Consider the following 20,604-nt stretch of genomic DNA (forward strand, 5'->3'; position numbering starts at 1 on the left):
GATTATTGAAAGCTTTTTAACCGTATAATTTTTAAATGAGTAGGTTTAAACCGAAGTGTCATCGAGTCCGTATGCTGATTATATTAGAATCATGCAAAATCTTATATCTTCGTTCAAGATAGATCGTTTTATTATGGTTTAAATTTTTTGATGCTTTATTTGTGATTAGCTGAAATTTTATAAAATTTATGCGGATATACCTATTTTCGGCTGTAATTTGAACAAGCAGTGCTGTATGGGTATAAAAATATTTGCCAAGCATTCAATTTGTTTATATTATTTCGGCCATGGAAGCGTGGCAGAGCGGTTTAATGCACCGGTCTTGAAAACCGACGAGGGCTTATACCCCTCCGTGAGTTCGAATCTCACCGCTTCCGCCAAATTCGAAAAAGCCCTTGTTATTACAAGGGCTTTTTTCTTGCCTGCAGTATTACTCCACATCAAATTTGGGATATAAAATAGTGCAGATATTTGATTTTTCACCTCAGCTGCAGCCTAAATTTGAGTCATTAGGGTGGCTTTGATTTTTAAATTTTTGGGCAATAAAGCTGTCTAAAAGATGCTTTTAAATTAATCAAAAATGACTTAATGATAAATTTATGTGACATAGTGATAAATTCAAACATTATTTAATTTGTATTTTGCTATGAGTGAAGAGTCAATGGATGGCTCTATAACAATGACTCAGTATGGAGCAAATACAAATGAACTTCCTCGATGATAGCCTATTCCCTGAAAATCAAGAAAAATTGGTAATTCAGGTTGCACCTTATGGTCCGCAATGGTTACCAACCGATTCAGATGATATTGCAGTCACCATGGATGCACAAATTCAAAAGGCGATTGATTGTTATAACGCAGGTGCCACGGTTCTGCATGTCCATGTCCGTGAAGAAGATGGTAAAGGCTCGAAAAAACTCAGTAAGTTTAATGAAATGTTAGGATTATTACGCCAAGCTGTGCCTGATATGGTACTTCAAGTTGGTGGATCAATTTCTTTTGCTCCTGAGTCTGAAGGTGAAGCAGCACAATGGTTAGACTATGACACACGTCATATGTTAGCTGAATTAAATCCAAAACCTGATCAAGTCACGATTGCCATTAATACCAGTCAGATGAATATTTGTGAAATGCTGACCCCTGATGATGTCGTTGGAACAATTTTAGAAAAGCCTGAATATTTTAATGCCTATTCAGAAATGGTGTCAGATGCGCGTCCGTCTTTCTTTATTGAGCATTTAAAGCGTTTGCAGGCAGCACAAATTCAGCCGCATTTTATGTTGGGTCATGTACATCAACTTGAAACAGTAGAACGCTTAATTCGTAAAGGTTTATATACAGGTCCATTAAACTTGAACTACGTTGCGATTGGCGGCGGTGCAGCAGGGCTTGATCCTTCCGATTTAATCGAATTCACTAAACGTTCACCAGCGGGTTCGATCCTGACTTATGAAAGTGCAATGCGTGCGGTATTGCCAATTAATACGATTGCTATTGCTCTCGGTATGCATGTGCGTGTAGGAATTGAAGATACTTTATGGGGACGTAAAGGCGAACGCATGACTTCAGTGGAGCAAATTGAACAAACGGTTCGTATTGCCCGTGAATTGAATCGTGATATTGCAACAGGCAAAGAAGCTCGTGAGATTTATAAGATTGGTCAGACCTACGACAGTGCAGATGAAACAATTCGTCAATTAGGTATGGCACCAAATCGTAAACCGGGACAACGTGGTTTTACTGTACCGGGACTGTAATCTCTCTTTGAGTGTTTAAAAAAGATCAATAACACTGGGTTCATCGCTTGTTGTGAAAACAGCGATGAACCATATGAATATTACACATGGATTCAAAAATGGATTTTAATAATAAAGTTGTACTCGTGACGGGTGTCGGTCCGGGGCTTGGAAAAGCCTGTGCGGAGGCTTTTGCTCAATCAGGTGCAAAATTGGTCATATGTGATGTCAACCCAGACACGTTACAAGAGACGCAAAAAAGCGTTGAAAAATATGGGGCTGAATGCCTTGCCGTGCAATGTGATGTATCGTCAAGCGTAGCAGTGGCAGAGATGTTTGAACAATTGGTTCAGCGTTTTGGGACTTTGGATGTGCTGGTTAATAATGCGGCAATTACGCCAAATTCTGAACTGGATACTCAGCGTCGTAACAAACTTTATCGTTATATGTCTACGCCTGAGCCAAGAGAATCATTAGGTTTTACTAGCTCTATCAGCGATGACGAATGGCATCGCTATTGGGGGGTAAATGTGCATGGCGTGTTTTATTGTACCCGTGAAGCTTTGAAAATTATGGAGCCAAAGCGCTCAGGTAAAATTGTCAATATTGCTTCGATTGCAGGACTTTCAAGTAAAAGCGCACATAGCCCACATTATTGTGCGACCAAAGGTGCTGTCATTTCATTGACCAAATCGATTGCTTATGAAGTGGCAGGTTCAAATATTTTTGTCAATGCCATGGCACCGGGTGGCGTTGCAACACCTCGTTTTAATGAATATCTCGATCATATTGGCGAAGAAGCCTGTAATCGTTTGTGGCAAGGCATTCCTTTGGGACGTTTTGGCACAGTTGAAGAATATGCAGGCACGGTGCTGTATTTAAGCGGTGAGCATTATCTTGTTGGACAAGTCATTAGCCCAAATGGCGGCGGTGTGATTTAAACGTGGAAAAAATTATGAATCAAACTCCAAATTATAATGCTTTACGTGCCGCAGGCATTTTTGATGAATCCCTTGATGCAATGGCAGAATGGTCGCCAGAATGGACTGAAAAGTTTATGGCATTAGTGCAGGATACACAGCTCAATAATGTGCTTGATCCCAAACTCGTTGCATTGATTCGTTTAAATATTGATGTGACAGCAACACATTTATACGCTCCAGGCGTACAGCGCCATATCCGTGAAGCATTACGTTTAGGTGCAACTCGTGCAGAAATTTTAGAAGTGTTTAAACTTGCCAGTGTGGTCGGTATTCATGCCTGTGCATTGGGTGTGCCTATTTTAGAAAAAGAATTGGCAGATGCAGGTTTGGCGGATGATGCGGTGCAAGCACCTGCAACCCCTGTGTGTGATGCGGTTCGAGCGCAAGGCATGTTTAATCTATTGTGGGAAACCATTTATCGTTGGGATCCTGTGTATTTGGAAAACTTCCTAAAAATGGGTTTTGGTCTGTGGAAAGACGGCATTTTACCGCCATTATGGATCGAATTTTTGTGTATTGCAGGTGATGCAACCGTAACGCATATGTGGGCACATGGCACACAGCGTCATATTGAAGCAGCATTGGCTTTAGGTGCAAGCCGTGAGCAAATTTTAGAAGTTTTGAAAATTGTCAGCCTACAAGGAATTGAAGCTTGTGAAATGGCAGTCCCAATGCTTGATGAAATTTTGAAAGACATAGAGTGAGTTCATGCTTCTTTAAATTGGATTTTTAGAAATGAACGCAGGGAACAAATAGGGATATTAAAAAGATTAGGAGAATACACGTGAACTCTGTCAATGAAGGAATATCGATTGAAAGTTTAAATATCACGCAGGACGAACAAAAGAAAACGTTTCGTAAAGTTGCATTCAGATTATTGCCATTTCTATTTTTAGCTTATGCCATTAATGCGATTGACCGTATTAATATTTCTTTTGCTAAGTTAAGAATGTCAGAAGACTTACTGTTAAGTGATGCCGCTTATGGGATTGGCGCGGCAGCATTTTTTGTCGGCTATCTGATGTTTGAAATTCCAAGCAATATGTATATGCAAAAAGTGGGAACACGTGCCACATTGACTCGTATCATGATTTTATGGGGCATTGTTACCATACTCATGAGTACCGTCGAAAGTGCAACCAGTTTTTATGTATTGCGTTTCTTGCTCGGTGTGGCTGAAGCAGGTTTTTTCCCTGGAGTTATTCTTTATTTGACGTATTGGTTCCCTGGATCATTACGTGGTCGAATCACATCAGTCTTTTTTATGGCAGGCATTATTGCAGGTATTGTCAGTGGACCGCTTGCGGGCTGGATCATGAGCAGTTTTCATGGTTGGATGGGCTTAAAAGATTGGCAAGCGCTGTTCGTACTTGAAGGTATCCCAGCAGTCATATTGGGTATTATTGCGTGGTTTTGGCTGGTTGATCAGCCTGCAAAAGCAAAGTGGTTGAATGCACGTGAAAAGTTAATTATACAAAACAGTTTGGCTGCCGAAAATAAAACTGTGGCGAAAACGCATGTACCGTTGAAACAACTGTTATGTGACCCACGTGTATTGATGGCAGGTTTTGTATTCTTCTGTATTTATTCAGGTACAAATACCGTGGCGTATTGGATGCCGACCTTAATCAAAGAATTTGGTATTCAAGATATTCGTCAAATTGGTTTAATCTCAAGTTTGCCATATATCACTGCTTTAGTCGCAATGTATATCTTAGGCCGCAGTTCAGATAAATTTTTAGAACGTCGTTGGCATTTAGCAATCACAATGTTGGTGGGTGCAATCAGTTTCTGCTTGCTTGGCTTCTTCCAAGATCAAATTGGCATGTCTGTGGGCTTAATCACGATTGGCGCGGCTGCATGTTTATCGGCTGTACCATTGTTTTGGACGATTCCACCTGCTTATTTATCCAGTACCGCAGCTGCAGCAGGGATTGCGTTAGTAAGTACTTTGGGCGGCATGGCAGCCGTACTTAGTCCGATTCTGGTGGGCGCAATTAAAACTCAATCAGGCAGTATTTATATGGCATTTTCAGTGATTGCAGTACTGTTGGTCATTGGTGCGATCACACTCTTACTGGGTATCCCTGCGCGTTTATTACGTGAACATAAAGCGTAATCCTTCTTAAACAATCCAACTGAAAAACAAAAAAGCGCTCCCTTAAAAAAAGGGGGCTGAGGACAGTCATATCTAAATGGAGCTGATATGGTGAATAAATTCGTAAATTTTAATGGAATGAACCGCAAGCTGAATCATCGTCAATGTTTAATCGCAAGTGTTTTGGCAGTGTCGATTGCTCAGATTAATAGCGTGCATGCAGCAAGTTTTGATGTGTATGAAGACTGGAAACTTAAAAGCCATACCACACTCAGTATGGGAACCAGCTGGAGCATGCAGACACCGTCAGCATCTTTGCTATATGCGCCTGATGCTCAGCAGATTGGCAAAAATGGGCATAGTATTGATGCCAATGGTGACAATGGACGACAAAACTTTAGTCGTCATGATGTCATCTCGCAAGTGGCAAAAGGTCTGACTGAAGTCAGTTTAAGTGATGGTCAACAAGGCGCTGTCGTCAGTGCAAAATACTGGTATGACCATGCTTATGAAACAGGTCAAGGCGATTTTGAGGCTTTTGATGACAGTAAATGGCCTGACCTTGCCAAATTTAAAGGCATTGAGTTGTGGGATGCTTATCTTTGGAAAAAAATGGCATTGCCAAATGGTCAGCCTTTGGAAATTAAGCTCGGTAAACACGCTTTAAATTGGGGGAAATCCCGCTTTTTCCAGAACGGAATTAACTCGGTAAATGCGATTGATGTCGCAGCAATGAACCGTCCGGGAGTTGATCCTAAAGAACGTGTGATTCCTGTGGAGATGTTGTCATTTAATTTAGGCTTAAATAAAAATCTGCAAGTAGAAGGTTTTTATCAATATAAATTTAGACCATCTGTTTTGGATGGCTGTGGCACATTTTTTCAGATTTCAGATTTTACCCCTGAAAGCTGTGGCCCGATTACCATTGCTGTCGTGGGTGATCGTACCACGGAAACAGCGATACAAAGTGGTAGTTACATTCCCCGTGGTGAAACACAATCTCCAAAAGATGGCGGGCAATATGGTATTGCATTGAAACAAACCTTTCCAAGTTTAAATAACATGGAATTGGGGCTGTATTATGCCAATTATCATAGTCGTTTTTCTGCATTTGAAGGCAAAGCAGCCACAGGTTTAGGGGCGAAGTATTTTAATACAGCAAGCTATTATGCTGTTTATCCCGAAGATGTGCGTATGTTTGGCGCAAGTTTAAGTGGGAAAGTGGGCACGACAACCGTTTTTAGCGAGTTAAATCATAAACCGAATCAGCCTTTAGGTTTTAACGGCACAGATTTGGTTCAGTTTCAGATTCTTGCACCCAATTCACCCTTTACAGAAGCTGGAATAAGACCTGAATTTGGTGCACATGTGGATGGTTATGCGCGTTTGCCTGTTTCGCAATGGTCATTTGGCGCAGCAGATACAATGCAAAATGTATTTGGTGCAAAGAGCTTGGCTTGGTCGGCTGAATTTGCCGTGAATCATATTGGTGATATTGATGGACAACGTTTTGGGCGTAGCAGTGCTTTTGGACGTAGTGAATTGTCCACAGGAGCATATGACCCTGTGACTGGAGCGAATGCCTGTATTTCTGCCAATTCAGGGAATTTATCAGCGGAAGAAATTGCCAATCTCAATACACAGTTTTGTAATGCCAAAGATGGCTTTTTTAGTGAATGGTCAGCGGGTTATCGCTTACGAGGTGCTTTGACTTATCCAAATTTATTAACTGAAACGGTGGTGAGTCCAAGCGTGACCTTTAGACATGATGTGACAGGTTATGGGCCTAATTTTCAGGAAGGTCAAATGGCGGTTGGTGTCGGGATCTCTGCGACCTATCAAAAGAAATATTCTGCAGAGCTTGCGTATAACAACTTCTTTGGCTCGAACGATTTCAGCACCATAGATGACCGAGATTACGCATCCTTGGTGTTTAAGATGAATTTCTAAAATCACATTCAACTCTAACTCGCTGCAGTTCAGCTGAAGGATATTTTAGTTTTATTGGCTGAACTGCCCAAATTTTTTCAAAAAATATGTATTGCACTTGTCTGAGCATTCAGGCGGGTAAGCGCCGTATATTTCAAAATAAGCTAGGTAAATAGGTCATGCTTTATCAAATCCAAAAAAAATATCAGCTTTCAGAGCGATTTGTCAGCATCACGTTCTTTTTTGTACTTTCAGTTTCTGCTTTTTATTTGGCACAAATTGAATATCTGAAAAGTCTTGGTTTGGGTCTGCTGACGATCTCAATGTTAATTGGTCTGCTATTTGGTAATGTCATGCCATATAAAATGCATGCACTGTTGGAAGACGGCATGGTTTTTTGTAAGCAAAGGCTGTTGCGCATTGCAGTTGCCTTTTATGGTTTTCGACTTAGCGTCCAGCAGATTCAAGCTTTGGGCGCCCAAGCCTTTTTGATAGATGTCATTCTAATTGTGACGACAATGGGATTGGCTGTGTGGATGGGCATTAAACTGCTTAAATTAGACAAAGAAACCAGTATTTTGATTGGTGCAGGGCATGCTATTTGTGGTGCTGCAGCCATTTTAGCAACCTCAAGCATTGTGAAAGCAAAAAATGAACAAGTGGCTGTTGCAGTCAGCTGTATTGTGTTATTTGGCACCATTGGCATGTTTGTATATCCATGGATCTACCAGTATGTCTCACATGCTTTTGTTACGGACCGTATATTTGGTATTTTTACGGGCGCTACACTGCATGAAGTCGCGCAAGTCGTTGCTGCTGGTCAAGCCATGACACCTCAAGCAGCAGAGGCAGCAGTCGTGACAAAGTTGATCCGTGTTTTGTTATTGGCTCCATTTTTACTATTGTTATGCTATTGGCTGACACGAAACTCTTCTTCGAACCAGTCAGCTGGACCGATTGCGCTTCCGATATTTGTTTTTGGCTTTATCGCATGCATGTTATTTAATTCTTTGGTGAATATTCCTGAATATATTCATGCCGTTATTATTCTTGCTGATGACTTGGCTTTAGCAACAGCGATGGTTGCTTTAGGCGTGAGTGTACGTATTGTTGATTTGAGAAAGGCGGGTTTAAAACCCATACTTTTAGCATTTGTTTTAACGCTTCAATTAATGATTGTGGGAGGCTTTTTAAGCCTGCTTTAAGAAATTGTGAAGGTATATGGGTCATACAAGTCTGAGGATGAATAACTAGAGGATTCAAGTGAAAGTGATGTTTATACTTTAGTGAATATCGCTTTCAATCATTAAAAACTATGCTATATCTCATGAAAATAAAATGAACAATTCGATGAGTATGAATGAGTCAATATTGCGCATGGATGGGTATTTTTAAGCTGAGATAAAGATGGCCCTTGGCGCACAGATATGTATCACAATGGTTTTCTGCATTTGCTAGGCACTGTGTAGATAAGAGGTTTTTTGTATGAAAAAGATCAATACCACAATACAAGAAAAATCAATTCCTTTAGGTGCATTGGCCGCATTACCTAAAATTCTCTTAGAAAATGGTGTAGACCCATGGGCGTTCTTCAGCCAATTTGGCATTGAAGAGAATGATTTCAAAAACAACCTGAAACCTTTACCGTTGCAGTTGCACGGTAAAATTCTTCAACTTGCTCGAGAATTACTTCAATGTGATCACATAGGGCTATTATTGGGAAAAAGGGCAAGCCTGACCAATACAGGTCCATTGCGTTTTTTAGTGCTGAATGCAGCAACTTTACGTGATGCTTTAGAAAGTCTATTTGATTATGGTCGGCTTTGGTATAAAGGTCTATATCTGTCTTTGAAAGAAGATCAGGGATATGCTGGCATTCAAATGAGTATCGAAGGCGATGCTCCTGATAAAGAACAATTACAAACCGCATATTTAGTGGCGACGGTTTCAATTATGGAAATGGTGTTAGGCAAATCTTGGCATCCAACTCTGGTTCGTATTTCATATCCAAAGCCAAAGTCAGCACATCTCTATGAAAAATTTTTCGGTTGTCCTGTATGGTTTGGACAGTCTCAGCATGAATTATTATTTCCACAAAAAGAACTCGATCAACAACGTTTAGGGCATGATAATCAGCTTGATGATTTTTTGCGTAGTCATTTAAGCGAGTTGCATCATCATAAACGAATTGATTTGCAAGCACAGGTGTGTCAAGTGATTGAAAGTTTATTGCCTCATGGCACCTGTACAGTAGAAAAAGTCGCTGAATACTTTGCTGTACATCGTTTCACACTGTATCGCTATTTAAATGAACAAAGCACTAACTTTGAATCATTACTCGATTTGACGCGAAAGAATAAGGCAGGGCAGTTATTGGAAAATAGCAGTATGTCTGTTTTGGAAATAGCGAGTTTGTTGGGCTATGAGGCACAAGGTAATTTTACGCGTGCATTTAAGCGTTGGTACGGTGTATCACCTAGACAGTGGCGGAAGCTTTCTGTAAATCATCATGCTTAAGCTTTTCAATCCTGGCTCCCGAAGGAACCAGGATTACCTAAAAAATAAAAAATGAAGAGCTAAAAGTTCTACATCTGTGGGTAAATTTAATCATCACCACATGATTTCATGTGTTACCCGAGTGATGTCTTTGAATAGGTAAATTTTGTTGTGTCGCTTATTAGTCGATATCCAATAGTGCTTCATGAATGTTGTTCACCATAAACTTGAGCATCGGGCCAATTTCTTTTTCAATTCGTTCAGCAGAAAGCTGAAAATTAGGTGCGCCACAGTTAAATACAAATAGACCATGTTTAGAATTTAATAACGGCACAGCGACCGAATTAATATCTTTTTTCCATTCACCTAAGGATATGCAGTAGCCATGTTGCTCATAATCCTGAAAGGCTTTTTGTAAACCGAAGTGAATCTCATCCCAATTTTTTGGATGCTGTTTTTCTAAGGCCGTCATCAAAATCTGGCGTTCAGTTTCAGGAGTTGCCGCAAGGCAAGCACGTCCCATTGCACTACTATAAAGTGATAAGGTTGAGCCAATTTGACGACGCATCATACTGTTGGTTTGAATCACATCTAAATACAACATATTCAAACGATCACGGGTTGCCAAAGCCACAGGCGCTTGTACTTGCAGGCTCATTTCCTGCATAAACGGATGCGCTAAATTACGAATCACAATATTGGAAAGCGCAGCATAGCCCAGTGCTAAAACCCCAATATCCAGCATATATTTAGAAGAATCTGGCAATTGTTTTAAATAGCCTAAGGTAACTAAGGTGTAAGTAATACGCGCAATTGTAGGTTTAGGTAAACCTGTAAGCTGAGCAAGTTCCTGATTGCCAAGCACTTGCTTTTCAGCAGAAAAACAACGTAATAGCTCAAAGCCGCGCGCAAGAGAAGCAATAAATTGCGGATTGTTATCCCGATGTATATGTGAAATTGGGTCAAGCCGAATTTCTTCCAGATTAAGGTTTTGATTCATCTGTGGACATACTTTTTGAAATTTATTGCTATCTTATTTTGCTTTGCAAAATTAAGCCATCATCATTTAAATAAAGTGATTGAAAACGGTATCAAGCAGCAACGTTTTCAATCACCATCGCCAAACCTTGACCTACGCCAATACATAAGCTGATCACCGCATATTTTTTACCGCTGCATTGCAGTTCACGTGCCACAGTCAAGGCTAAACGTGCGCCTGAACAACCCAATGGATGACCAATAGCAATCGCACCGCCATTCGGATTAACACGAGGATCATCAAAGTCAATGTTCAGACCTTTTAAACAGGACAATACTTGAGAGGCAAATGCCTCATTGATCTCAATAATATCCATGTCATCTAAGCTAAGATTGGCACGGGCAATGGCTTTTTTAATCGCTTCAATGGGTCCTGCACCCATAATGCTTGGCTCGATCCCTGCGGCAGCAGCGGACAAAATTTTTGCCATCGGTTTTAAAGCATATTTTTGACCTGCATCTTCAGAACCAATCAATAAAGCTGCTGCACCATCGTTAATGCCTGATGCGTTACCTGCGGTGACCACACCACCTGCAAACAAAGGTTTCAGTTTAGCCAATGCCTCTAAAGTTGAACTTGGACGCGGATGTTCATCTTCTTGAACCCATTTGGGTGGCAATTTTTTGCCTTGAGCCACTTCAATCGGCATGATTTCATCATGAAAAAATCCAGCTTCTTTGGCTTTTTGATATTTGGCTTGAGATTGGGCTGCAAAGCTATCGGCTTGTTCACGACTGATGCCAAATTTAACCGCAACATTGTCGCCAGTTTCAGGCATGCTGTGTGCACCATATTGTTCGGTGATTTTTGGATTGGGGAAGCGGCTGCCAATGGTGGTATCAAATATTTTGACATCACGACTAAAAGCACTTTCAGCTTTTGCCATCACAAAGGGTGCACGTGTCATACTTTCCACACCACCTGCGATATATAGATCACCTTCACCACAGCTAATGGCACGTGCAGAATCAATAATTGCACCCAATCCACTGGCACATAAACGATTCACTGTTTGACCTGCAATAGTGACGGGTAAACCTGCAAGTAAGCCTGCATGACGTGCCACGTTACGGCAATCTTCACCTGCCTGATTGGTATTGCCTAAAATCACATCTTCAATTTCATGTCCTGAAAGTCCAGTTTTTTCAATCAGTTTCTGAATCACTAAACCCGCTAAATCATCAGGACGAATGCTGCTGAGTGCACCACCATGACGACCAATGGGTGAGCGAATGCCATCGTAAATATAAGCATTTAACATGTTTAAAAATCCTTTTAAGCTGGTGAAAATGTAAGCGGTAAATTTAGGGCAACACGACGTTGCAACCATGGGCTAGGGCGGTAACGTGGGTCAGAGGTAATAGCGTTAATACGTTTTAGGATCAGTAAAATTTTTTCCGCACCTAAATGATCACCCCATGCAATCGGACCAAATGGATAACCTAAACCTAGCCGCACAGCGTCATTAATATCGGTAACCGTTGCAATCTGTTGTTGGGCAATGTCACAGCCGAGGTTAATGATCATGGCTAAAACTCGCTGTGCCACAAAACCTATACTTTCCTGAATAATGGTCAGCGAAGTTTGATCTGCGCTGAAAATGGCATGTGCTATTTCAATACATTCAGATGACGTGATTAAAGAGGGCATCAGCGTGCGGTGTTTATTAAAATTATAGAGCATGTCAATTGCCACGCTCTTTGCAGGGTCAGTGGCATAACGCAGACAGGCATGTGTGGTGTCTTCACCATAACAAGCCAAAATACATAAACTATCTGGGTTTGGAATTTCCGCAGCATCTATGGCAATGTTTAACTCTGTTAAATATTTTTCTAAAATTTGACGATCTTGAAGGAAATCAGCACCAATCCAGACCGTTGGAAAATTTGATGGCACATTTGCCGATACAGTCGAGTTGGTCGCTTCTGATTCCTGAGCTGGATACGTATAAAACCCTTGCTGTGTCTTCCGTCCGAGTGAGCCTGCTTCCAGCATCTGACGGGTTAAAGGATTGGGCTTATAACGTGGCTCTTCATAATATTGATGATAAATCGACTCCATCACAGGATGCGAAACATCCAATCCTGTTAAATCAAGCAGTTCAAACGGCCCCATTTTAAAGCCTGCACCATCTCTTAAAATACGGTCGATATCTTCAACAGTGCTGACATTTTCATTTAAAATTTTTAAGGCTTCAGTGCCATAAGCACGCCCTGCATGATTAATAATAAAACCCGGTGTGTCCTTTGCAATCACAGCTCGATGCCCGAGTTTTTCCGTGAGCACCTGTAGTTGCTGAACAATGGCAGGGTCTGTTTTTAAACCACCAATCACTTCAGCAACTTTCATGAGTGGTACAGGATTAAAAAAGTGTAATCCTGCCACACGTTCAGGGTGGGCACATTTGGCTGCAATACTGGTAATGGACAAGGATGACGTATTTGACGCTAAAATGGTTTGTGCTGAAACAAGACTTTCAAGTTCTTGAAAAAGCTGTTGTTTGACTGCTAGATTTTCAACAATCGCTTCGATAATCAAATCACAATCTGCAAGTTCTGCTAATGTACTCGCAACAGACAGATGTTGAATAGCTGTTTGGCATTGTACTTCTGAAATTTTATTTTTTGCCTGTAATTTTTCAAAGGTTTGACTCAATTTGTCTTTGGCGCGTTGTGTTGCACCTGCTTGAGCATCATATAAAACAGTAGAAAAATGGGCTTGTGCAAAAAGTTGTGCAATCCCACTGCCCATAATCCCTGTGCCAATAATGGCAACTTTTTTAATGTCATACGTCATTGCATCTTACTCATTATATTTTAAGGCTAATTGTTTAAATAAATGTTGATTGATCAGGAAATTTATTTACCTGAATAGTGCGGACGACGTTTTTCTAGAAAGGCATTCGCCCCTTCTTTTTGGTCTTCGGTGGAAAATAATAACTGGAACGATTTACGTTCTAAGGCAAGCCCTGCTTGTAATGGAACATCCTCACTCCACAAAGCCACTTCTTTGAGTTGCTGCAAAGCAATCGGAGGGAGTTTGGCTATGTTTTCAGCCATCTTGATTGCCGTTGCGATGGTTTGATCATCTTCAGTGACTTGAGAAACTAAACCAATGCGATAGGCTTCATCCGCAGGCACCATGACCCCAGTCATGAGCATGCGCATGGCATGAAATTTCCCAACTGCTCTAAACAATCGTTGCGTTCCACCTGCACCAGGAATCACGCCCACCTTAATTTCAGGCTGCCCAAAAATTGCACTTTTACCTGCAATAATAATATCGGCATGCATCGCCAGTTCACAGCCACCGCCTAAGGCATAGCCATTCACAGCCGCAATCACAGGTTTAGGGCATTGTGCAATCGCATTCCAATAGCGTTCGGTATGTCGCAGCATCATCTCAGTTGAACTCGCCGTTGCCATTTCTTTTAAATCTGCACCTGCGGCAAAGACGTGATCGCCGCCAGTCAGCACAATGGCATGAATATCATCAGCAAAACTCAGTGTGCTGAAAATCTGCGCCAGTTCTTTTCTGACTTGTGTATTCAGGGCATTTTTAGCCTCAGGACGGTGAATTTTGACGACCGCAACTTGAGCAATGCTGTAATCGACCTGAACGTATGCTGAATCATTTATTTTGTTGGTAAAATCCATTTTTGTTTCGCAATGCAAAATATATTTAAATTAATATTGCTTAATTTTTATCAATTTTCAAGATTAAATTGCTTAAATTTTCCTTTTAAACTCTGGTTTATTGATTAACTTATTGAAAATAATTGAAATAAATATTTAATTCCGCAATGCAAAATAAATTTAATAAAAATATTGTTTTTTTGATATTTTTTTGACTTAATAATAACGAAATGGAATTAACTTGGTTTAAGTTTGAAATTGAGCAGCTTAAACATAAAAATTGAAAATGAGGAGATAGTGATGATTCGTGATCAGGATTTACTGGAACAATTACTTGGAACAATTCGTGATTTTGTCAAAAATGAACTGGTGCCTTTGGAGCATCAAGTGGCAGAAACCGATCAAATTCCTGAAAACATCGTACAACAAATGCGAGAACTTGGTTTATTTGGCTTAACCATTCCTGAAGAGTTTGGTGGTTTGGGCATTACCATGGAAGAAGAGGTCAATGTGGCGTTTGAGCTGGGTCATACCTCACCTGCATTTCGTTCTTTAATTGGGACAAATAACGGCATTGGTTCAAGTGGAATCATCATTGATGGTACGGATGAGCAAAAACAGAAATATCTGCCTAAGTATGCCAGTGGTGAAATTATTGGCTCATTCTGTTTAACTGAGCCCGATGCAGGTTCGGATGCTGCATCATTAAAAACTTCAGCAGTCAAAGATGGTGATTATTATATTTTAAATGGCACCAAGCGTTTTATTACCAATGCGCCACGTGCAGGTACATTTACCGTGATGGCACGTACCAATCCAGAAATCAAAGGTGCATCAGGTATTTCAGCATTTTTGGTCGAAGCAGGCACAGCAGGTCTAAGCCTTGGGAAAATTGATCAAAAAATGGGGCAAAAAGGTTCGCATACCTGTGATGTGATTTTTGAGAATTGCCGTGTCCATAAAGATCAATTGATTGGTGGCGTTGAAGGCGTAGGCTTTAAAACTGCCATGAAAGTCTTGGATAAGGGGCGTTTGCATATCGCTGCGTATAGCGTAGGCAGTGCGGAGCGTATGCTGGAAGATGCTTTGAATTATGCGATTGAGCGTAAACAGTTCGGTCAGCCGATTGCGAATTTCCAACTGATTCAAGCCATGTTAGCCGACTCAAAAGCCGAAATTTATGCTGCAAAATGTATGGTTTTAGACGCAGCTCGTCGTCGTGATTTAGGTGAAAATATCAGCACCGAAGCATCATGTGCCAAAATGTTTGCCACGGAAATGTGTGGACGAGTGGCAGATCGTTGCGTACAGATTCATGGTGGGGCAGGTTATATCAGTGAATATGCGATTGAGCGTTTTTACCGTGATGTGCGTTTGTTCCGTTTGTATGAAGGCACAACGCAGGTTCAGCAAATCATTATTGCCAAGAATATGATTAAAGCCGCAACAGCTTAATTTTTATGATGAGAGGTGGAGGGGTACTTCATCTCTTTTTCAGTCATCAAGGTTTTGACAATTAGGTTGATGGATAATGATCAATAAAATTACAGGCGATATTGAAGCTGTTCTTAAACAAATTCCCGATGGTGCAACCATCATGACCAGTGGTTTTGGTTTGGCAGGGCAACCGATTGAACTGATTGAAGCTTTAATTGATGCAGGTCCAAGAGAACTGACTTTAATTAATAATAATGCGTCTTCAAGTGAACGAGGCATTGCCAAATTATTATTGTCGGGTTTAGTCAAAAAAATAGTCTGTTCATTTCCGCGTTCGTCAGGTTCGACTTTATTTGGCGAGCTGTATCATGCAGGAAAAATTGAACTCGAACTTGTCCCTCAAGGCAATTTAGCCTGTCGTATTCAAGCTGCAGGAGCTGGTTTAGGCGCAGTATTTACTCCTACAGGCTATGGCACAAGCTTGGCGGAAGGTAAAGAAACTCGCACCATTCATGGTAAAAACTATGTTTTAGAATATCCTTTAAGTGCTGACTATGCCTTGATTTATGCCGATCAAGCTGACCGTTGGGGCAATCTCGTGTATCGCAAAGCTGCACGTAATTTTGGACCGATCATGGCAAAAGCAGTCAGCACCACCATTGCACAGGTCAATGACATTGTAGAACTGGGCACATTCGATCCTGAAGCGATTATTACCCCCGGAATTTTTGTGCAGCATGTGGTGAAAGTGGAGGATATTGTATGAGTTATAAAAAAAGATCACGCCATGAAATTGCCCAATTGATTGCACAAAATATTCCTGAAGGTACTTATGCCAATTTAGGCATTGGTTTACCCACTTTAGTGGCTCAATATCTACCGAAAGACAAAGAAATTATTCTGCATTCTGAAAATGGCATCTTAGCTTTTGGTCCGCCACCTTTGCCAGAAGATGAAGATACCGATTTGATTAATGCAGGCAAAGAGTTGGTCACTTTAAAAGATGGTGGTTGTTTTATGCATCACGGTGATTCTTTTGACATTATGCGTGGCGGGCATCTAGACGTTTCAGTTTTAGGTGCATATCAAGTGGCAATCAATGGTGATTTAGCCAACTGGCATACAGGCAAGGATAAAGACGTTCCTGCGGTGGGTGGGGCGATGGATTTGGCAGTGGGTGCAAAATCGATTTATGTATGTATGGAACATACCACCAAAAATGGCATTGCCAAGATTGTTTCTAAACTGAGTTATCCCGTGACAGGGCAGCAATGTGTAGACCGTATTTATACCGATTTATGTACCATCGAACTTAAAGACCAACAAGCTTATGTGACTGAAATGGTGAAAGGTTTAGCATTTTCAGAATTACAAGCACTTACGGGTTGCCCTTTGATTTTCGCAATTGAATCAACACATTAAAAAATAGCTTTTTCATATTTGAGTTCAATATGACCAAATGATTATTTTGAGTGACTCAATGATAAAAACATATTTTTAAATGTGATGTATTGATGTCATGAAAAATAACCGTCAATTTTTAAAATTATTTACATAGTTATAAGGATATCTCTATGCAAGGCAATATGATGTTTCAACCGTTATTAATCAGCAGTTTAATTGAACATGCTGAACAATATCATGGTGATACTGAAATTATCTCCAAAAATACCGATGGTTCTATGACGACCACGGATTGGAAACACATTTCTCGTCATGCTAAACAATTTGCACAATGTCTAAAAAATTTAAATGTAGAACAAGGGCAGAAAGTCGCAACCATCGCATGGAATAATCATCGTCATTTAGAATCATGGTATGCCATTTCAGGCAGTGGATTGATCTGCCATACCATTAACCCACGTTTATTCCCTGAGCAATTGATTTACATCATCAATGATGCGCAAGATCAGGTGATTCTATTTGATAAGACATTTTTACCTTTAATTACAGGGGTTAAAGAACATATTTCATGTGTCAAACATTTTATTTGTCTGGATGATTATGATGAAGCCATTGTAGAAGCTCTACCAGAAGTCCTGTTTTATGATGATTTAATCCATGCACAAACAGCAGATTTTGTTTGGCCTCAGCTGGATGAACAATCGGCAAGTTCAATGTGTTATACCTCAGGGACAACAGGCAATCCTAAAGGTGTGTTGTATAGTCATCGTTCTACCGTTTTACACAGTTACGCAATCAGTCTGCCTGATTCTCTCAATTTATCCGCACAAGACGCAGTCTTGCCTGTCGTCCCAATGTTCCATGTCAATGCTTGGGGCACACCTTATGCTGCGGCAATGGTTGGGGCAAAATTGGTGCTGCCAGGGCCAAAACTTGATGGAGAAAGTCTGGTCAGTTTAATTGATGAATATCAGGTCAGTATTGCTTTAGGTGTTCCAACCATTTGGCAAGGTTTATTGCAGGCTGCAAAACAGGTCGGCTCAACACTGTCAAGTATGAATAGAAATGTTGTGGGTGGTTCAGCATGTCCGCCATCCATGATTGAAAGTTTTAAACATGATTTTCAGTGTGACACGATTCATGCTTGGGGAATGACTGAAACCAGTCCATTAGGTACAGCCAATCAATTGAAAGCAAAACATGCGCAGTTGAGCCAAGCAGCGCAATTTAAATTAAGGCTGTCTCAAGGTCGTCCACCATTTGGTGTGCAATTACGCTTGGCTTCTGAGGAAAATGGTACAGAAACTGTACTGAATGATGGTTGTACGGCAGGTAATTTACAGATCAAAGGGCATTGGATTGTCGAAAGTTATTATGGTCAAAAGCAGAATGCCTTAACTGAAGATGGCTGGTTTGATACAGGGGATATTGCAACTTTGAATGAAGATGGTTATCTCACCATCTGTGATCGTTCAAAAGATTTAATTAAGTCTGGCGGTGAATGGATTTCATCTGTGGAGTTGGAAAATATTGCCATCGCCCATCCCGATATTGAAGTGGCTGCGGTTATTGCTGCACAACATGAAAAATGGGATGAACGTCCAATTTTAATTGTAAAACCTGTGGCAAATAGTCAAGTGACTGAAATGGATATTATTGAATTTTATTCAGATAAAATTGCCAAATGGCAAATTCCTGATCGAGTTGTTTTTGTAGACACGATGCCAATTGGAGGTACAGGGAAAATTTTGAAAAAGGATTTACGTGAACAGTTTGGTTCAGTACTGAGTAATATTGCTTAAGTAAGTGTGCTGCAGCACTAATTTGTGTAACTTAGGGAAATCCTATTTTTCAAAAGCCGTATGCAGCAAAGCTGTAAATAAAAAGCCCTAAATCATCAGGGCTTTTTATTTACATCCTTAAGCGGCTTTTTCAGGCAGATCGAACCAGATCACTTGCGTATCTTCCAGAGCTTCAATTTCACTATGCTCTAGAAAGGCAATTGCGCCGCCAGTTTCAACCGTATGCTCCGCAATTTGCACCTTGCCTTCAACCACATGCACATAGTTTAAATACTGCGTTTGCGCTACAGACAGTTTTTGACCTTTAGTCAGTACAGCTGTTTTTATTTCGGCATTTTGACGGATATGCATCGGCGCGTTTTCATTTGGCCCGCAAATCAAATGCCATTGGTTTGGCGCTTCGTGCGGATTTAAACGGATCTGCTGATAATTCGGTTTCGCATCACGCTCATTTGGTATGACCCAAATTTGCAGTAAATGAACGTGTTCATCGCCTTGGTTCATTTCACTGTGACGGATACCTGTACCAGCACTCATCAGCTGCCATTCACCAGCAGAAATGCCGCCATGATTGCCCATGCTGTCTTTATGGGTAATAGTGCCTTTGAGCACACAGGTCAAAATTTCCATATTGTCATGCGGGTGCTGGCCAAAACCTTGATGACCATCAATCAGATCATCATTAATGACGCGCAGCGCACTGATCCCCATGTATTTAGGGTTATACCAGTTGCCAAATGAAAAGCTGTGTTTCGAATTTAACCAGCCAATATTGACATGACCGCGGTTTTCGCTTGGATGTAAGAACGCATTCATGGTGTTGTTCCTATCATATTTTTTAACTTGGGTTCATTTTACTGTTTTATTTAGACCTTTAAAGCGTCATATACATGATATTGTGTTGCGAAAATGAGACGGCGCCATTTATCTTAACTTACAAAAAAGCTGTCGAAATGCAGGCCATTTGTAGCTGATGCCTTGTTCATATTCTTTTAAAAACTTTGCATAAAGCACCGTTTGCTGCTGCAGCCAAGGATTGCCCCAGTGTACAGCTTTAGGTGCGGCCTTATCGTTAAATACCCAAAAGTCATTTAAACAGGAACTTGGCTCAGGCGTTTCGCCTCTTTGAGATTCACGGTACTCGTCTTCCATTTTTTCAGCATCAATTGCTTCATATTCTTCTTTTAGAGCCGCGCGTTCACTGGGGCTAAGCATATATTTTTGAGTGTGTTTACTCAGCTTACCGTGCTGATAGTCATACAGGTGTTCAATATCATAGGGCTTGATTGTGCGATATTCACCGGGCGTTTTGGTCTGATATTCAATAATATTGTTGTCATAATCGGCAGATTTTTCATTCAATTTTGGCCCGAAACTCATACCATTTTCAGGGTTTGGCGCGATAAAAGAGGTGCGGTGCAGCAGTTTGCCTTGTGCTGTTACTTCAATCAGCTCATAGCTGATACGGTAGGTATTGTCTGCAAACATACTATGCAATGAGGCATTGTGCTGTTTTTCAGCCAGTGTGAGGACATAGCGGCTTCGGAAAATCAGGATTAAGTTTTTGCCATGCTGCTGAATGCTGAAAAGTTGATGATCTTTCAGCTGATTTGGCAATTGAGGCTTTAAGTTCAGCGGCTGTTTGGATGAGCCGTAGGATTGTGTTAGCGCATAGAAATTCATATCTGCTAAACGGGTATAGAGCAATGCCGGATGTTTTGATTCGGAAAGCGGGTAGTAATACACAGCATTTTTGCCGTTAATGACAAAATAGCGCGGATGATGTAAATAGTTTTGCGATGAGTCCGTATGAGGATTATAGGTTTTATCTCTGATTTTTTTCTCATCTGACCAGTTTTCAGGGTAAGTCGAGTCATCGCCGTCTTCTAGCGAGGCATTTATATAAATGACATTTTTTTCTTCGATATCCAGTTCTGCATGCGCTGGAGTTAATGCTGTAAAAATTAGACTCGAGGCAAAGCCTAAAGTGCAAAAAATCTGTTTTAAACTTGGTTTCATATTGAACCTTAAATGATTTTTATCGT

General features: G+C 40.7%; 17 protein-coding genes and 1 tRNA gene. 12 read left to right on the plus strand and 6 right to left on the minus strand.

Annotated elements, in window-relative coordinates; translation table 11 throughout:
• The first annotated feature begins 289 nt into the window (after positions 1–289).
• From D7V32_RS00835 to D7V32_RS00870, 8 genes are all read left to right on the plus strand, one after another.
• A tRNA-Ser gene (locus D7V32_RS00835) sits at positions 290–380 on the plus strand.
• Between the two features lie 324 nt (positions 381–704).
• Positions 705–1,757: a BKACE family enzyme gene (locus D7V32_RS00840; protein WP_120401136.1), complete on the plus strand. Its 1,053-nt coding sequence runs from the start codon at positions 705–707 to the stop codon at positions 1,755–1,757.
• 98 nt (positions 1,758–1,855) lie between these two features.
• Positions 1,856–2,677, plus strand: a complete 822-nt coding sequence (locus tag D7V32_RS00845; RefSeq protein WP_120401137.1) for an SDR family NAD(P)-dependent oxidoreductase — start codon at positions 1,856–1,858, stop codon at positions 2,675–2,677.
• Positions 2,678–2,691: 14 nt separating this feature from the next.
• A complete protein-coding gene (locus D7V32_RS00850; RefSeq protein ID WP_120401138.1) occupies positions 2,692–3,423 on the plus strand; it encodes a carboxymuconolactone decarboxylase family protein in 732 nt (243 codons plus the stop codon).
• Between the two features lie 80 nt (positions 3,424–3,503).
• The gene (locus D7V32_RS00855; protein ID WP_228200148.1) at positions 3,504–4,838 is read left to right on the plus strand and encodes an MFS transporter; all 1,335 of its coding nucleotides are present in this window, start codon (positions 3,504–3,506) and stop codon (positions 4,836–4,838) included.
• 87 nt (positions 4,839–4,925) lie between these two features.
• On the plus strand, positions 4,926–6,767 hold the full coding sequence (locus D7V32_RS00860; protein ID WP_120401028.1) for a DUF1302 domain-containing protein: 1,842 nt from the start codon (positions 4,926–4,928) through the stop codon (positions 6,765–6,767).
• Positions 6,768–6,925: 158 nt separating this feature from the next.
• Positions 6,926–7,951: a YeiH family protein gene (locus D7V32_RS00865; RefSeq protein ID WP_120401029.1), complete on the plus strand. Its 1,026-nt coding sequence runs from the start codon at positions 6,926–6,928 to the stop codon at positions 7,949–7,951.
• A 280-nt stretch (positions 7,952–8,231) separates the two neighbouring features.
• Entirely contained in the window at positions 8,232–9,263 is a 1,032-nt protein-coding gene (locus tag D7V32_RS00870; RefSeq protein WP_120401030.1) for an AraC family transcriptional regulator, read from the plus strand.
• Between the two features lie 160 nt (positions 9,264–9,423).
• On the opposite strand, the gene D7V32_RS00875 is transcribed toward D7V32_RS00870, so the two are convergent.
• The 4 genes from D7V32_RS00875 to D7V32_RS00890 all read right to left on the minus strand — a co-directional run bounded on the left by D7V32_RS00875 (position 9,424) and on the right by D7V32_RS00890 (position 13,937).
• Positions 9,424–10,242, minus strand: coding sequence for an IclR family transcriptional regulator (locus D7V32_RS00875; RefSeq protein ID WP_120401031.1), 819 nt, complete (start codon positions 10,240–10,242; stop codon positions 9,424–9,426).
• Positions 10,243–10,333: 91 nt separating this feature from the next.
• Positions 10,334–11,542: a 3-oxoadipyl-CoA thiolase gene (locus D7V32_RS00880; RefSeq protein ID WP_120401032.1), complete on the minus strand. Its 1,209-nt coding sequence runs from the start codon at positions 11,540–11,542 to the stop codon at positions 10,334–10,336.
• Between the two features lie 14 nt (positions 11,543–11,556).
• Complete coding sequence (locus tag D7V32_RS00885) at positions 11,557–13,077, minus strand: 3-hydroxyacyl-CoA dehydrogenase (RefSeq protein ID WP_120401033.1); 1,521 nt, start codon at positions 13,075–13,077, stop codon at positions 11,557–11,559.
• Positions 13,078–13,139: 62 nt separating this feature from the next.
• Complete coding sequence (locus D7V32_RS00890) at positions 13,140–13,937, minus strand: enoyl-CoA hydratase (protein ID WP_120401034.1); 798 nt, start codon at positions 13,935–13,937, stop codon at positions 13,140–13,142.
• A gap of 279 nt (positions 13,938–14,216) precedes the next feature.
• Between D7V32_RS00890 and D7V32_RS00895 the strand changes: the two genes are divergently transcribed.
• The 4 genes from D7V32_RS00895 to D7V32_RS00910 all read left to right on the plus strand — a co-directional run bounded on the left by D7V32_RS00895 (position 14,217) and on the right by D7V32_RS00910 (position 18,559).
• Complete coding sequence (locus tag D7V32_RS00895) at positions 14,217–15,371, plus strand: acyl-CoA dehydrogenase family protein (protein WP_120401035.1); 1,155 nt, start codon at positions 14,217–14,219, stop codon at positions 15,369–15,371.
• 76 nt (positions 15,372–15,447) lie between these two features.
• The gene (locus D7V32_RS00900; RefSeq protein WP_120401036.1) at positions 15,448–16,119 is read left to right on the plus strand and encodes a 3-oxoacid CoA-transferase subunit A; all 672 of its coding nucleotides are present in this window, start codon (positions 15,448–15,450) and stop codon (positions 16,117–16,119) included.
• Positions 16,116–16,775 carry a 3-oxoacid CoA-transferase subunit B gene (locus tag D7V32_RS00905; RefSeq protein ID WP_120401037.1) on the plus strand — a complete coding sequence of 220 codons (660 nt, stop codon included), beginning with the start codon at positions 16,116–16,118 and terminating at the stop codon, positions 16,773–16,775. The genes D7V32_RS00900 and D7V32_RS00905 overlap by 4 nt, the downstream gene beginning before the upstream one ends.
• A 152-nt stretch (positions 16,776–16,927) precedes the next feature.
• Positions 16,928–18,559: a long-chain fatty acid--CoA ligase gene (locus tag D7V32_RS00910; protein WP_120401038.1), complete on the plus strand. Its 1,632-nt coding sequence runs from the start codon at positions 16,928–16,930 to the stop codon at positions 18,557–18,559.
• A 117-nt stretch (positions 18,560–18,676) separates the two neighbouring features.
• Here the strand turns inward: D7V32_RS00910 and D7V32_RS00915 are convergent, their stop codons facing one another.
• Together D7V32_RS00915 and D7V32_RS00920 are read right to left on the minus strand one after the other, a co-directional pair.
• A complete protein-coding gene (locus D7V32_RS00915; protein ID WP_120401039.1) occupies positions 18,677–19,375 on the minus strand; it encodes a pirin family protein in 699 nt (232 codons plus the stop codon).
• A gap of 108 nt (positions 19,376–19,483) precedes the next feature.
• Entirely contained in the window at positions 19,484–20,578 is a 1,095-nt protein-coding gene (locus D7V32_RS00920) for a hypothetical protein (protein ID WP_120401040.1), read from the minus strand.
• Between the last annotated feature and the right edge of the window lie 26 nt (positions 20,579–20,604).

The sequence above is a fragment of the Acinetobacter tianfuensis genome (assembly GCF_003611465.1).
GTDB classification, from domain to species: Bacteria; Pseudomonadota; Gammaproteobacteria; order Pseudomonadales; family Moraxellaceae; genus Acinetobacter; species Acinetobacter tianfuensis.